Below are 13,324 nucleotides of genomic sequence, written 5' to 3'. Positions count from 1 at the left end.
GGGCGGGCGGGTAGGCCTGGGCGGGAGCCTGCGGGACGGGCTCGGCGGCGGGCGGTGCGTAGGCGGCGGGGGCGGGCGCCTCGCCCCGTACGGCGGCACGGGCCGCGTCCGGACCGGCGGGGGCGGCAGGGACCTGGGCGGCATGAGCCTGCGGAGCATGGGCGTCCGGGCCCGGCACGTACCCCATGGGAGCGGCGCCGGCGGGCGGAGCGGCGAACGAGGCGGCAGCGGCGGCCGAGGCCCCGCGCTCCAGCCGGTCGACCCGGGCCTGCAGCGACCGCTCGTCGTCGTAGGCGGCGGGCAACAGGACCCGGGCGCAGATCAGCTCCACCTGAAGGCGCGGCGAGGTGGCCCCGCGCATCTCCGTGAGCCCGTCGTTGACCAGGTCGGCGGCGCGGCTCAGCTCGGCGGCGCCGAAGACGGAGGCCTGGGCCTGCATGCGCTCGACGACATCGGCGGGGGCGTCGATGAGCCCCTTCTCCCCCGCGTCCGGCACGGCGGCGAGGATCACCAGATCACGCAGCCGCTCCAACAGATCGGCCACGAACCGACGCGGGTCGTTGCCGCCCTCGATGACCCGGTCCACGACCTCGAAGGCGGCGGCCCCGTCGCCGGCGGCGAAGGCGTCGATGATCGAGTCGAGCAGCGAGCCGTCGGTGTACCCCAGGAGGGAGGTGGCCATGGCGTATGTCACACCGTCGTCGCCCGCACCGGCCAGCAGCTGGTCCATGACGGACATGGAGTCACGCACGGACCCGGCGCCGGCGCGCACGACGAGCGGCAGGACGCCGTCCTCGACCGGGCTGTTCTCCCGCCCGCACACATCGGCGAGATAGCTGCGCAGGGTCCCAGGAGGAACGAGCCGGAACGGATAGTGGTGCGTACGCGACCGGATCGTCCCGATGACCTTCTCGGGCTCGGTCGTCGCGAAGATGAACTTGAGGTGCTCCGGCGGCTCCTCGACCACCTTCAGCAGGGCGTTGAAGCCCGCCGGGGTGACCATGTGCGCCTCGTCGATGATGTAGATCTTGTAGCGACTGGAGGCGGGCCCGAAGAACGCCTTCTCGCGCAGATCACGGGCGTCGTCCACACCACCGTGCGAGGCGGCGTCGATCTCGATCACATCGATGGAACCCGGCCCGTTGCGCGCCAGGTCCCGGCAGGACTGGCACTCCCCGCACGGCGTGGGCGTGGGCCCCTGCTCGCAGTTCAGACAGCGGGCGAGGATGCGCGCGCTGGTCGTCTTTCCACAGCCGCGCGGCCCGCTGAACAGGTACGCGTGATTGACCCGGTTGTTCCGCAGGGCCTGCTGGAGCGGGTCAGTGACATGCTCCTGACCGATGACCTCGGCGAACGACTCGGGGCGGTAGCGGCGGTACAGCGCAAGGGACGACACATCTACGAGGTTATCGGGGCCGACCGACAACCGAACCCACGTCGCCCGACCACCCGCCCGCCAAGACCCCCCGGGAACGCAAAGGGCCCCCCACGCACCCGCCAGAGCCAACCTACCCTTGCTGCCTTCCGGCCCTGGGGGAGTTCAGTCAGATAGCGCCACGTGAGGGGCTGACGCCCACCTTAGCGGATCCCCACCCCCTCAGGTCCACCCGCCCGCCCCCGCCGAACGACCTGCGGACCCTCTCCGGACGATCTTTGGGGAACGTGTTCGCGAGCACCCTCCAACGTCTTGTATTGTTTGCGGCGGAGGATTCGCCTAGTGGCCTAGGGCGCACGCTTGGAAAGCGTGTTGGGGGCAACCCCTCACGAGTTCGAATCTCGTATCCTCCGCCATTGCTCTCACCGGGCAATACGTCGAAGGCCCCCGCAGCTCGCTGCGGGGGCCTTCGACGTTGAGGGTCGCAGTTCTCGTGGGTGCCCACGTCCGCCGCATGCTGTACGTCGATGACCAGGGCGACCCTCCGGGCGTGGCCCGTGCTCCGGGTCGAAGCCCCGCCGCACCCTCCACTTTCCGCATCGGAAAAGCTTCTCTTTCCGTGGCGGAAACCGTCCGCTACTCTTTCCGTCATGGAAACCAACGGGCTACGACCGACGCCAGAGCAGGCTCACTCCGCGCTCGCCGACACCGAGCGCGTCCAGGCCTCCGCCGCGGCGCTCTCGGCCACGCCGTGGCCGAACTGGTTCTTCATCACGCTCACGCTCTACGTCGCCGCGCTCCCGATCGCCTACGGAGGCGCCATGGCCGACGAGGACTGGCTGCTGCCCAGCCCCGCCTGGATGGGCATCATGCTGGCGATCACCGCGGTGCACGGGGTGCTGTTCGCCGTCGCGGCCAGGGGGTGGCGGGCCAGGACCGGGGTGGCTCTGCGGTTGGACGTACTGCCGAAGCAGGCGACCGTGCCGCTCGCGATCGGCATGCCCGTGCTGCTGGTGGGGGCGGCTTTCGCGTTCCGCGTCACGGGGTGGGCGGTGTGGCTGGTCGCGGCCTCGCTGATCGGCGCCGCCGTGTCCGTCGGTTTCCACCTCGCCTTCGTCCGACTGCACCGGAAGACCGCGTGAGCGCCGAAGCCGACGATGCGATGCAGGGCTTCGACGCCACCATCCACGCCCCGAACCGGCTGCGTATCTGCGCCCTGCTGGACACCGCGGGCGAGGCGGAGTTCGGCCTGGTCCAGAAGCAACTCGGCCTCTCCGCCTCCGTACTGAGCAAGCACGCCTCCGTACTGATGGACGCCGGCTACGTCGAGCAGCGCAAGGCCGTCCGTGACACCCGGCAGCGCATCTGGCTCCGCCTGACCCGGCAGGGCCGGAACGCCTATCGGGGGCACCTCGCGGCGCTGCGGGCGATCGTGGGGCCGGCGGATCGGGCTCCCTGATCGAACGATCTCCTGAAAAGCAGAGCGCCCGGCCGCCGTACAGAGGATGCACGGCGGCCGGGCGCTCCGGCTTCGCGGTTCAGGTCGGGGGAAGCGGCATCGGGGGGACAAGCCGCTTCCCCCGATGAGAACAGGGCCTGCTGGCACGCCCGCCGCGGTCAGGGGGTATCGCGCGGCGGTGGCCCCACAGGGAGGCCCTGTTCCGGGCCCTTCGGGTCCTGCCTGGTCCCGTCGGGCTCGGTATCCATCCTGCCGGGCGGCGGGAGCCGTGAGGTCGGGCGAAAGACCCCGATGGCGGGGTCGTAGGTCCTTAAAGAGCGCATCAGTGATCAGAAACAGCCCGGATACGGACCGGGTACAGCCCCCGGATACGGCCATTCGTGCGGATACAATCGCCCGATCGCACGCGGGGACGATGGAGGGGCGAGGATTGTGGCCAAGGCAAAGACGATCATCATCTACATATTGGTGGTCTTCGTGCTGTACACGATCATCATGTCTCCCCAGCGGGCCGCCGAGCTGGTCCAGGTAGGGTTCGAGGGCATTTCCACCGCCGCGCAGAGCGTCGGTGACTTCATGTCAGAACTGGTGAAGTAGGAGCCCCACGATGATCCGCCACCTGGTCCTCTTCAAGCTGAACGAGGGCGTCGAGCGGGACGACCCGCGGGTCGTCGCCGGGGACCGGGCCTTCCGGGAGCTGGCGGGGCAGGTCCCGGAGCTGGAGTTCTGGGAGTGCGCCTGGAACATCACCGACCGGCCGATCGCGTACGACTACGCCATCAACTCCGCCGTCGCCGACGAGGACGCCCTCAAGCGGTACATCGAGCACCCCGCCCACCAGGCCGCCGCGGGACAGTGGCGCGAATTCGCCACTTGGGTGATCGCCGACTACCCCTTCTGACCTCTCTCGCGGAGACCGGCCACCCGTTCCCCGTACCGGTTCCGCCCAACCCCTCGCCGTTCCGGCGGGGGGTTTCCTTGTTCTTTTTAAACCCTTATGCCGTCAACACGGCACTATGCGGTGCTTGCACACAGTGGACATGTCTTGTGATGCTATGACCGCTTTTGACGGATGAGTTGACCGTAGTTGACCGCAAAGGGGTGGCGTCACCGTGCCGGCCAGTACAGCGCCTCAAGTGCCTCCCCAGACCGTCCAGAACGGCCAGAGCGGCCACAGCGGTCAGAACGTCCCGACCGTCCGGGCCGAGGACATCCAGACCGAGACCCCGGACCCCTCGGCCCGGCCCGCCAGGGCCCGCGGTGCCGACACCAGGGCGCTCACCCAGGTCCTCTTCGGCCAGCTCACCGACCTGGAGCCGGGCACTCCGGAGCACCGCCGGGTCCGGGCCGCCCTCATCGAGGCGAACCTCCCGCTCGTGCGGTACGCCGCGGCGCGGTTCCGCAGCCGCAACGAACCGATGGAGGACGTCGTCCAGGTCGGCACGATCGGTCTGATCAACGCCATCGACCGGTTCGATCCGGAACGCGGGGTCCAGTTCCCCACCTTCGCGATGCCCACCGTCGTCGGCGAGATCAAACGTTACTTTCGCGACAATGTGCGCACCGTCCACGTCCCTCGCCGACTGCACGAGCTCTGGGTCCAGGTCACCGGGGCCACCGAGGACCTGACGACCGCTCACGGCCGGTCCCCGACCACCGCCGAGATCGCCGAGCGGCTCAAGATCTCCGAGGACGAGGTGCTCGCCTGCATCGAGGCCGGGCGCTCGTACCACGCGACCTCGCTGGAAGCCGCCCAGGAGGGCGACGGGCTGCCCGGACTGCTCGACCGGCTCGGTTACGAGGACCCCGCGCTCGCCGGCGTCGAGCACCGCGATCTCGTACGCCACCTCCTCGTCCAGCTCCCCGAGCGCGAGCAGCGCATCCTTCTGCTGCGCTACTACAGCAACTTGACCCAGTCTCAGATCAGCGCGGAACTGGGCGTCTCCCAGATGCATGTGTCAAGGCTCCTCGCCCGAAGCTTCGCCCGACTGAGATCCGCAAACAGGATCGAGGCGTAACCGGAACGGGTAGACCGTCCACAGAGCAGTTCTGACGGCATAAAAGCCCTACACCCCCTGTTTCCAGGGCGGATTCGGCGCTGACTTGTCGACATGTCACTACAGCGTGTTGCCGACATGTGACATTCTGCTCGAAGCGCGTTTGCCGCAGCCCCGCCTCCGGTATTCAGGTGGAGGCTGCGTTCCTCCGATGGTCGCGGCCACCGCGACCGTCCGCGACCTCAAGGGGGTGGCATGTCCGAAGAACAGGGCAGCTCGAAGGTGCTCACGCTCACGAAGAGCGTGCCGGCACCCGCCGTGCTCACCAGCTCACCGGAAGCCATCGACACCCGCACGCTGTCCCGCTCCCTGTTCCTGCGGCTCGCCGCGCTCGGCCCCGCCTCGGGGCCCGAGGGAACGGACAGTCCGGAGCGGACCTACGTGCGGGACACACTGATCGAACTGAACCTCCCGCTGGTGCGGTACGCCGCGGCGCGGTTCCGCAGCCGCAACGAACCGATGGAGGACATCGTCCAGGTCGGCACGATCGGCCTGATCAAGGCGATCGACCGGTTCGACTGCGAACGGGGCGTGGAGTTCCCGACGTTCGCGATGCCCACCGTCGTCGGCGAGATCAAACGCTTCTTCCGCGACACCTCCTGGTCCGTGCGGGTCCCCCGCCGCCTCCAGGAGCTGCGGCTCGCGCTGACCAAGACCAGCGACGAGCTCGCGCAGAAGCTCGACCGCTCGCCGACCGTGCCGGAGCTGGCCCGCGCGCTCGGGGTCTCCGAGGAGGACGTGGTCGACGGTCTCGCCGTCGGCAACGCCTACACCGCCTCCTCCCTGGACTCCCCCTCGCCCGAGGACGACGGCGGCGAGGGCTCGCTCGCCGACCGCCTCGGCTACGAGGACACGGCGCTGGAAGGCGTCGAGTACCGCGAGTCGCTGAAGCCGCTGCTGGCCAAGCTCGCCCCGCGCGAGCGCCAGATCATCATGCTGCGGTTCTTCGCGAACATGACGCAGTCGCAGATCGGCGAGGAGGTCGGCATCTCCCAGATGCACGTCTCCCGGCTGCTCACCCGCACGCTCGCGCAGCTCAGGGAAGGTCTCATCGCTGACTGAGCGGACCGGGACACCGGTCCCTCCGTCGCTTCCGTCGGCCGAAACTTGTGGATCGGTGCACCGGGGTTCAACTTTGACGGTGCGTCAGACACACTGACGCGATGCGACGTCAGACATGCGGCTCCACCGGCCGCCGAGGCAGCGCCGTCGCCGCCTCGGCGGCCGCGCTGTGCCTGGGCGCCGGCCTCCTGTCCGGCTGCGGAAGCGGACCGGGAGACGGTTACGTGGCGGTGGGCGCGGCCGCCGAAGACTCGAAGGGCCCCTCGGGCGGGGACGGGCGGCCTTCGGGCGAGGTGACGCTCACTCCCCTCGACGAGAGCGGCGGGGGTGCGGCGAGTGGCGGTCGTGGGGGCGGTGCGTCCCCGTCTGCGGGCTCCTCCCCCGGCGCGAGCGTGCCGCGGGGCTCCCAGGACGGTCCCGGTGGCGGTGGGGCGCGTACGGGGTCGGCCGGCGGCCAGGGGGCTGCCGGTGCACCTGGGTCTGCCGATGCGGCGGGGGTTCATGGTTCGCCCAGTTCACCCGGCTCGCCCGGTTCACCCAGCTCTCCCGGTTCGTCCGATGCGCCCGGCGCGAAGCCCGCCGAGCCCGCCAAGCCCTCCACGCCCTCGAAGCCGGGCGGCGGCGGGTCCTCCGGCACCCCGAAGCCGCCCGCCCCGCCCGCGACCCCGGCCGCGCTGACGCTGAGCGCCCCGCAGCGCGCGGCGGCGGACAAGCGGTGGTGCGAGAAGGTGACCGTGGAGTTCCGCAACACCGGCGGCTCCCCGGCGCGCTCGGGGACCGTCACCTTCGCCACGCACATCATCGGCGCCCTCGGCGTCGACTGGGCGACGATCACCTCGTCCCAGCCCCTGCCCGCCCCGATCGACGCGGGTTCGACGCGCTCCAAGACGTACACCGTCTGCGTGGAGTCCTGGCGGGTCCCACTGGGCATGCGCGTCGAGACCCAGGACGTCTCCGCCGAGTGGGAGTGATCCGGACCCGCGGAACACGCACACCCCGCACAGCCCGCCCCCGGACGCACGAAGGCCGCCCGGGGGCGGAGCGGGAGCCGGTCGTCATGGCTCCGCCGTCCGTTCCCCGTGCGGCCGGATCGTACGGTCGTGCAGTCGTACGGTCGTGCTGTCGTGGATCAGCCCAGTGCGAGCCAGGCCACCGCACCGAGGACGACGACGACCGCGATCACCGCCGCGATCACCCCGACTCTCGGCCCGGACGAGGTCGCCGCGGGCTGCTGCCGGCGCTGCGGCTCGCCCTCGTCGACGAAGGCGCGGAACATCTGCGTGCTGCCCGCCGGGTCGTGGTTGCCCTCGGGGCCCGGCTGAGGGGCGTGGGGGTTGTGTGCCATGGGGCAGGACCCTAGCGAACTCGGGCCCCCGGCCCAACCCCCGGGGCCGTCCGGCACCCCGCTCCACCTGCGGCGGCGAGGCCCGGAGATCACGCGGAAAGCGTACGGAGAACAGGCGCGGAACGCGCTTGACCTCGACCCTACGGAGGCTTTTGCGTTCCTTTACTTCTGCAAGGCCGTTTTCGTTTGCCTGCAGCAACCAACGGCTTCTATCGTTGCCCTAAGCAACAACATAGTCGTGAGTGTGCTGGGGGTTCCCGTGGCCGCACGGAGTAGTTACGAGGAACTGGCCCGGCAGCTCAGCGCCGTCGGGGCCGTCAAAAGAGGGCTCGCCCGAGCCCTGCCCCCCGAGTGCCCCGCGGGATCCGCCGCCGTACTGACCCTCCTGGACCGGCACGGCGAGATGCGGATCAGCCGGCTCGCCGAGCTGCTGTCCGTGGACATGTCGGTGACCAGTCGCCACGTGGCCCATGTGGCCGATCGCGGCTGGATCGAACGGTCTCCGGACCCGGCGGACAAGCGGTCCCGCATCCTGCGGCTGACCCCCGGCGGGCACGAGCAGCTCGGCGAACTGACCCGGCGGACCACCGAGATGTTCGCCCACAACCTCCAGGACTGGTCCGACGAGGACGTCGGCCGGCTCATCGCGCTGCTGTCCCGGCTGCGCGACAGCTTCGCCTGTCGCGGATCCGGCGGCTGCGCCCCCGGAAGTCACACCGGCGAGTGCAGGACCCGCCTCGGCGACGAGGCTCACACCCGTACACCTGTGTAACAGAAGCAAATACGCACGGATAAGGAACTCAATGGCTACGACCACACCCACCGGTGTGCGGGGCGGCCACGCCAAGCACGGAGGGCACGGCGGCACCACCGCCTCCGGCGCCTCCGACGGCACGCCGATGACACACCGGCAGATCATGGAGGCGCTGACCGGGCTGCTGCTCGGCATGTTCGTCGCGATCCTGTCGTCGACGGTCGTCTCCAACGCCCTGCCCGAGATCATCTCCGACCTCGGCGGCGGCCAGAGCGCCTACACCTGGGTCGTGACGGCCTCGCTGCTGGCCATGACCGCCACCACCCCGCTCTGGGGCAAGCTCTCGGACCTCTTCAGCAAGAAGCTGCTGGTCCAGATAGCCCTGATCATCTACGTCCTGGGCTCGGTCGTCGCCGGTATGTCGACCAGCAGCGGCATGCTCATCGCCTGCCGGGTCGTCCAGGGCATCGGCGTCGGCGGGCTCTCCGCCCTCGCGCAGATCGTGATGGCCGCGATGATCGCCCCGCGCGAGCGCGGCCGCTACAGCGGCTACCTGGGCGCGGTCTTCGCCGTCGCCACCGTCGGCGGTCCGCTGCTCGGCGGCGTCATCACCGACACCAGCTGGATGGGCTGGCGCTGGTGCTTCTACGTGGGCGTGCCGTTCGCGATCATCGCCCTGATCGTGCTCCAGAAGACCCTGAAGCTCCCGGTCGTCAAGCGCGAGGGCGTCAAGGTCGACTGGACCGGCGCGTTCTTCATCAGCGCCGCCGTCTCGCTCCTGCTGGTCTGGGTGACCTTCGCGGGCGACAAGTACGACTGGCTGTCGTGGCAGACGTACGTGATGGTCGCGGGCTCCGTCCTGCTCGGCCTGATCTTCGTCCTCGTCGAGTCGCGCGCCGCCGAGCCGATCATTCCGCTGCGCCTCTTCCGTAACCGCACCATCACGCTGGCCTCGATCGCCTCGCTGTTCGTCGGTATCGCGATGTTCGCGGGCACCGTGTTCTTCAGCCAGTACTTCCAGCTGGCGCGCGGCAAGTCGCCGACGATGTCCGGCGTCATGACCATCCCGATGATCGCGGGGCTCTTCCTCTCCTCTACCGTCTCCGGCCAGATCATCACCAAGACCGGGCGCTGGAAGGCGTGGCTGGTCAGCGGTGGCTTCCTGGTCACGGCCGGGCTCGGGATGCTCGGCACGATCCGGTACGACACCGAGTACTGGCACGTCGCGGTCTTCATGTTCGTCATGGGCCTCGGCATCGGCATGATGATGCAGAACCTGGTCCTCGCCACGCAGAACCAGGTCGCTCCCGAGGACCTCGGTTCCGCGAGCTCCGTCGTCACCTTCTTCCGGTCCCTCGGCGGTGCGATCGGCGTCTCGGCGCTGGGCGCGGTGCTCGGCAACCGCGTCACGCAGTACGTCAAGGACGGCCTCGCCGAACTCGGTCCCGAGGGCGCCAAGCTCGGCCACGGCGGTACCGGCGGCGGGGGCATCCCCGACCTGGACAAGCTTCCCGAGCCCTTCCGCGTGGTCATGGAGACCGCGTACGGGCACGGCGTCGGCGACGTCTTCCTGTACGCCGCTCCGTGCGCGCTGATCGCCTTCATCGTGACGATCTTCATCAAGGAGGTCGCCCTGAAGACCAGCGCCGGGAACGACACCCCGGCCGACGCCCCGGCGGCCGTCGAGGCGGCCGAGGCCCCCGTGCCCGCCGCCGTCGGCGCTGCCGGACTGGTCTCCGAGGGCGCGGCCGGGGTCACCTCGGTGGACACCACCGCTGACGACGGTGCCGGCGCTCCCGCCTCGTACGACGTCCTCGACACCGTCCAGGGCACTCCCGTACACGGTGTGGTGCGCGGCGCGGAGGGTGCTCCGGTCGCCCGTGCGGCCGTCACCCTGATCTCGCTGGGCGGCCGTCAGCTCGGGCGCTCCGTGGCCCGGCCCGACGGCGGCTACACCCTGGACGCCCCCGGCTCCGGCAGCTATGTGCTGATCGCCTCCGCCGACGGCTACCAGCCGCAGGCGTCCACGGTGGTCGTCGGCGAGGAGCCGCTGGCCTTCGACATCCTGCTGTCCGGTACGAGCGGGCTGGCCGGAACCGTCAGGGCCGAAGGGTCCGGCACTCCGGTCGACGGCGCGATGGTCATCGTGACCGACGTCCGGGGCGACGTACTGGCCACCGGCACGTCCGGCCCGACCGGTGAGTTCGCCTTCGGCGAGCTGATCCCGGGCTCCGTGACCGTCGCGGTCAACGCGGCCGGCTTTCGTCCGCTGGCGCTGCCGGTGGAGATCGGCGGCCAGGGCGTCACCCGCGTCGAGGCCGCGCTGCGGTCCGGTGCACTGGTCCAGGGCGTCGTGCGGGCCGGGTCCGCCCGGAGCCCGCTGGCCGACGCCCGGGTCACGCTGATCGACGCGGCGGGCAACGTGGTCGCCACCGCGACGACCGGCGAGGACGGGGCGTACGCCTTCACCGACCTGGACACGGGCGAGTACACGGTCATCGCGACCGGCTACCCGCCGGTGGCGGGCTCCCTCACCGTCAGCGGTACGGGAGTCGACGGTCACGACATCGAACTCGCCCACTCGGGTGAGTGATTGATCCCTCCGGCGCGTGCGCACGTGCACCTATAGGGATGCGCGTGCGCACGTGAAGGGATCGCGAAGACCCCTGGTCGGACGGCACTTCGAGCGGAGAGGCTGTCGCGACCGGGTGGAAATGGGCCCCGGAGGCGGGTACGGCGGGCAGGGGACGGCCTGCCGTGTCCGCCCCGGGGCCCGACTCATTTCCCGACGGCACGGCCGGACGGGTCATCGAGCCAGGGCTTCTAGGAGAGGTACGGATGGGACTTCGCGCACAGGTACGGACACGGGACGGCTGGGCGGTCCAGCACGCCGTCGTGACGGTCACCGACATGACCGGCGCCCAGGTGCTGCGGGCCACGGCCGACGAGGACGGCGCCGTCCGCACGGACGGTTCCCTCGCGGCCGGCGCGTACACGGTGATCGTCACGGCGGTCGGGTACGCCCCCGCCGCCTCGACCGCCCTCGTCACCGCGAGCGGCCGGATCGAGGGCGGCCAGATCGTGCTGGCCCGCCAGGGCGGGGTGCAGCTGCCGCCGCCGGGCGCCTGGTCGCTCGACCCCGCGCACTCCTCGGTCGGCGCGGTCGCCCAGCACCTGGGGATCTCCAGCGTGCACGGCCGCTTCACCGACTTCGGCGGCCGGATCGAGATCGCCGAGGACGTCTCCCGATCCCGCGTCGACGCGGTGATCAGGGCGGCCAGCATCGACACCGGCAACGGCATGCGGGACAAGCATCTGCGCTCGCCCGACTTCCTGGACGTGGACCGGTACCCGGAGATCGCCTACAGCTCCACCGCCCTCGCCCCGGCCGGACCCGACCGCTGGACCGTGCACGGCGAGCTGACGATGCACGGCGTCTCGCGCCCCGTCGACCTGGACCTCAGCTACCTCGGCACCGGGCCCGACCCGTGGGGCGGGGTGCGCGCGGCCTTCCACGCCACCGCCGAACTGCGCCGCGACGACTTCGCGATGAACTACAACCAGGTCGTCCAGGCGGGCATCTCCGCGATCGGCACGACCCTGCGCGTGGAACTGGACATCCAGGCGGTGCAGGGCGAGGCACTGCCCGTGCCGTGACCCCCGGCCCGCCTCGCGCCGGTCGCGCGAGGCGTTGCCCGGCCGGCCGTCGGCTCGCTCGTGGGGGCGAGGCGTTGCCCGGCCGGCGGTTCGGCCCGGTCGTAGGGTGGTGGGCATGGCACCGAACATCGCGACCAACACCGCCGTGGAGCTCGACGAGTTGCTGGCGTTCGTACGCCCCCGGCACCGGGCGGTCCTGCTCACCGCCCGGTCCGACGGCCGCCCCCAGGGCTCCCCGCTGACCTGCGGCGTGGACGACTCGGGGCGGATCGTCATGTCGACGTACCCCGAGCGCGCCAAGACCCGCAACGCGCGGCGCGACGAACGGGTCAGCGTGATCGTGCTGTCGGACGAGTGGGACGGGCCGTGGGTGCAGATCGACGGTACGGCGGAGGTCATCGACGCCCCGGACTCCGTCGAGCCGCTCGTCGAGTACTTCCGGAACATCTCGGGCGAGCATCCGGACTGGGACGAGTACCGGGCGGCGATGGTGAAGCAGGGCAAGTCGATCATCCGGGTCACCCCGGAGCGCTGGGGCCCCGTCGCCACCGGCGGCTTCCCGGCCCGCCTGGCCCCGGGGAGCTGATCCCGCGATGACCGCGACCCCGCTGCCCGCGCCCGACGATCTCGCGCGGGCCCGGCTGCTGGTCGCGCCCTCGCCGGGCGGCGGCCTGGCGCGGGAGCTGGAGCGGATCGCCGGGCGGGGCGCGGAGCCCCTGGCGGATGTCCCGCCGCCGGGCGACGAGCCCCTGCTCTGCGTGGGCGAGACGCTGCCCGACGCGCTGCGGACGGACCGACTGCTCTGGTTCCACAGCGTCAACGCGGGCACGGACCCCCTGTTCTCCGCCGGCCCCTGGCCCGCCCCGGCGCTGCTGACCCGGACCGTGGGGCGGATGGGCGAGCGGATGGCCCAGTACGTGCTGGGCTGGATGCTCGCCGAGTGCCAGTCCGTACCGGAGTTCACCGCCCAGCACGCCCGCGCGCACTGGGAGCGCCTGCCCACGGAGCTCATCGCCGGGCGGACCGCGCTGATCTACGGGACCGGGCGCATCGGCGCGGCCGTCGGACGGCTGCTGGCGGCCTGCGGGGTACGCACGGTGGGCGTCGCCCGCACGACACGGTCCGGGCCGCCGCAGGGTTCCGGCCCTGGCCCGGTGGTGCCGGGTTCCGCCCGGGTGGTGCCCGGCTTCGACCTGGTCGTCGGGGCCGGTGAGGACGCCGAGGCGCTGGCCGAGGCCCGCTGGGTGATCTCCACGCTGCCGTCGACCGGGGCCACAAAGGGCTTCTTCGGGGCCGCCCGGTTCGCGGCGGTGCGCGGGGCGACGTTCGTCAACGTGGGGCGGGGCGCGACCGTGGACATGGGGGCGCTGGAGGGCGCGCTGCGGGAGGGCCGGGTGCGGCGGGCGGTCCTGGACGTGCTGCCGGCGGAACCGGCCGCGCCCGACGACCCGGTGTGGAGGCTGCCCCGTACGGTCATCACCTCGCACTCCTCGGGCATCACCACCGACGAGGACGTGGCCGTGGACTTCGCCGCCTGCTGGGAGGCCGTGACGGCGGGCCGGCGGCCCGAGCTGACGGTGGACGTGGCGCGCGGATACTGACCGCCGGGGCGGTT

General features: G+C 71.2%; 14 protein-coding genes, 1 tRNA gene and 1 other RNA gene. 13 read left to right on the top strand and 3 right to left on the bottom strand.

Annotation, left to right across the window (positions count from 1 at the left end; translation table 11 throughout):
• Positions 1-1,396 (bottom strand): DNA polymerase III subunit gamma and tau (locus G3I54_RS27735; RefSeq protein ID WP_164618273.1); only part of this gene is annotated, 1,396 nt, incomplete at its 3' end.
• A 79-nt stretch (positions 1,397-1,475) separates the two neighbouring features.
• Positions 1,476-1,570: signal recognition particle sRNA small type (ffs, locus tag G3I54_RS27730), an RNA gene on the bottom strand.
• A 133-nt stretch (positions 1,571-1,703) separates the two neighbouring features.
• On the opposite strand from ffs, the gene G3I54_RS27725 reads away from it, so the two are divergent.
• The 8 genes from G3I54_RS27725 (at position 1,704) to G3I54_RS27695 (ending at position 6,924) form a co-directional block, all read left to right on the top strand.
• Positions 1,704-1,791: transfer RNA gene (locus tag G3I54_RS27725), tRNA-Ser, on the top strand.
• Positions 1,792-2,025: 234 nt separating this feature from the next.
• Positions 2,026-2,517, top strand: a complete 492-nt coding sequence (locus G3I54_RS27720) for a hypothetical protein (RefSeq protein ID WP_164618271.1) — start codon at positions 2,026-2,028, stop codon at positions 2,515-2,517.
• On the top strand, positions 2,514-2,834 hold the full coding sequence (locus G3I54_RS27715; protein WP_343240438.1) for a transcriptional regulator: 321 nt from the start codon (positions 2,514-2,516) through the stop codon (positions 2,832-2,834). The genes G3I54_RS27720 and G3I54_RS27715 overlap by 4 nt, the downstream gene beginning before the upstream one ends.
• A 432-nt stretch (positions 2,835-3,266) precedes the next feature.
• Positions 3,267-3,431 carry a hypothetical protein gene (locus tag G3I54_RS39095; protein ID WP_007446295.1) on the top strand — a complete coding sequence of 55 codons (165 nt, stop codon included), beginning with the start codon at positions 3,267-3,269 and terminating at the stop codon, positions 3,429-3,431.
• Positions 3,432-3,441: 10 nt separating this feature from the next.
• Positions 3,442-3,735: a Dabb family protein gene (locus tag G3I54_RS27710; RefSeq protein ID WP_015610041.1), complete on the top strand. Its 294-nt coding sequence runs from the start codon at positions 3,442-3,444 to the stop codon at positions 3,733-3,735.
• Between the two features lie 211 nt (positions 3,736-3,946).
• On the top strand, positions 3,947-4,852 hold the full coding sequence (locus G3I54_RS27705) for an RNA polymerase sigma factor SigF (protein ID WP_164618269.1): 906 nt from the start codon (positions 3,947-3,949) through the stop codon (positions 4,850-4,852).
• 234 nt (positions 4,853-5,086) lie between these two features.
• On the top strand, positions 5,087-5,953 hold the full coding sequence (locus G3I54_RS27700) for an RNA polymerase sigma factor SigF (RefSeq protein ID WP_030579030.1): 867 nt from the start codon (positions 5,087-5,089) through the stop codon (positions 5,951-5,953).
• A gap of 101 nt (positions 5,954-6,054) precedes the next feature.
• On the top strand, positions 6,055-6,924 hold the full coding sequence (locus G3I54_RS27695; protein WP_164618267.1) for a hypothetical protein: 870 nt from the start codon (positions 6,055-6,057) through the stop codon (positions 6,922-6,924).
• 158 nt (positions 6,925-7,082) lie between these two features.
• On the opposite strand, the gene G3I54_RS27690 is transcribed toward G3I54_RS27695, so the two are convergent.
• Positions 7,083-7,298, bottom strand: coding sequence for a hypothetical protein (locus G3I54_RS27690; protein ID WP_030077455.1), 216 nt, complete (start codon positions 7,296-7,298; stop codon positions 7,083-7,085).
• A gap of 259 nt (positions 7,299-7,557) precedes the next feature.
• Here G3I54_RS27690 and G3I54_RS27685 point away from each other — a divergent pair, with 259 nt between their 5' ends.
• From G3I54_RS27685 to G3I54_RS27665, 5 genes are all read left to right on the top strand, one after another.
• A complete protein-coding gene (locus G3I54_RS27685) occupies positions 7,558-8,070 on the top strand; it encodes a MarR family transcriptional regulator (protein WP_164618279.1) in 513 nt (170 codons plus the stop codon).
• Between the two features lie 31 nt (positions 8,071-8,101).
• Positions 8,102-10,645 (top strand): MFS transporter, encoded by a 2,544-nt coding sequence (locus G3I54_RS27680; RefSeq protein WP_164618266.1) that lies wholly within the window; start codon positions 8,102-8,104, stop codon positions 10,643-10,645.
• Positions 10,646-10,890: 245 nt separating this feature from the next.
• Complete coding sequence (locus tag G3I54_RS27675; RefSeq protein ID WP_164618264.1) at positions 10,891-11,709, top strand: YceI family protein; 819 nt, start codon at positions 10,891-10,893, stop codon at positions 11,707-11,709.
• 115 nt (positions 11,710-11,824) lie between these two features.
• The gene (locus tag G3I54_RS27670; protein ID WP_164618262.1) at positions 11,825-12,295 is read left to right on the top strand and encodes a PPOX class F420-dependent oxidoreductase; all 471 of its coding nucleotides are present in this window, start codon (positions 11,825-11,827) and stop codon (positions 12,293-12,295) included.
• A gap of 7 nt (positions 12,296-12,302) precedes the next feature.
• Positions 12,303-13,310: an NAD(P)-dependent oxidoreductase gene (locus G3I54_RS27665; RefSeq protein WP_164618260.1), complete on the top strand. Its 1,008-nt coding sequence runs from the start codon at positions 12,303-12,305 to the stop codon at positions 13,308-13,310.
• Positions 13,311-13,324: the final 14 nt, after the last annotated feature.

Source organism: Streptomyces sp. SID14515, from assembly GCF_010548505.1.
Taxonomy (GTDB): Bacteria; Actinomycetota; Actinomycetes; order Streptomycetales; family Streptomycetaceae; genus Streptomyces; species Streptomyces caviscabies.
Note: the sequence above shows the minus strand (reverse complement) of the source record. Positions and strands in the feature narration are given on the sequence as shown.

Bases quoted from the DNA above. Each gene is read 5' to 3' on its own strand.
- G3I54_RS27720 (WP_164618271.1), top strand. From the start codon at position 2,026: ATGGAAACCAACGGGCTACGACCGACGCCAGAGCAGGCTCACTCCGCG.
- G3I54_RS27710 (WP_015610041.1), top strand. From the start codon at position 3,442: ATGATCCGCCACCTGGTCCTCTTCAAGCTGAACGAGGGCGTCGAGCGG.
- G3I54_RS27700 (WP_030579030.1), top strand. From the start codon at position 5,087: ATGTCCGAAGAACAGGGCAGCTCGAAGGTGCTCACGCTCACGAAGAGC.
- G3I54_RS27695 (WP_164618267.1), top strand. From the start codon at position 6,055: ATGCGACGTCAGACATGCGGCTCCACCGGCCGCCGAGGCAGCGCCGTC.
- G3I54_RS27690 (WP_030077455.1), bottom strand. From the start codon at position 7,298: ATGGCACACAACCCCCACGCCCCTCAGCCGGGCCCCGAGGGCAACCAC.
- G3I54_RS27680 (WP_164618266.1), top strand. From the start codon at position 8,102: ATGGCTACGACCACACCCACCGGTGTGCGGGGCGGCCACGCCAAGCAC.
- G3I54_RS27675 (WP_164618264.1), top strand. From the start codon at position 10,891: ATGGGACTTCGCGCACAGGTACGGACACGGGACGGCTGGGCGGTCCAG.
- G3I54_RS27670 (WP_164618262.1), top strand. From the start codon at position 11,825: ATGGCACCGAACATCGCGACCAACACCGCCGTGGAGCTCGACGAGTTG.
- G3I54_RS27665 (WP_164618260.1), top strand. From the start codon at position 12,303: ATGACCGCGACCCCGCTGCCCGCGCCCGACGATCTCGCGCGGGCCCGG.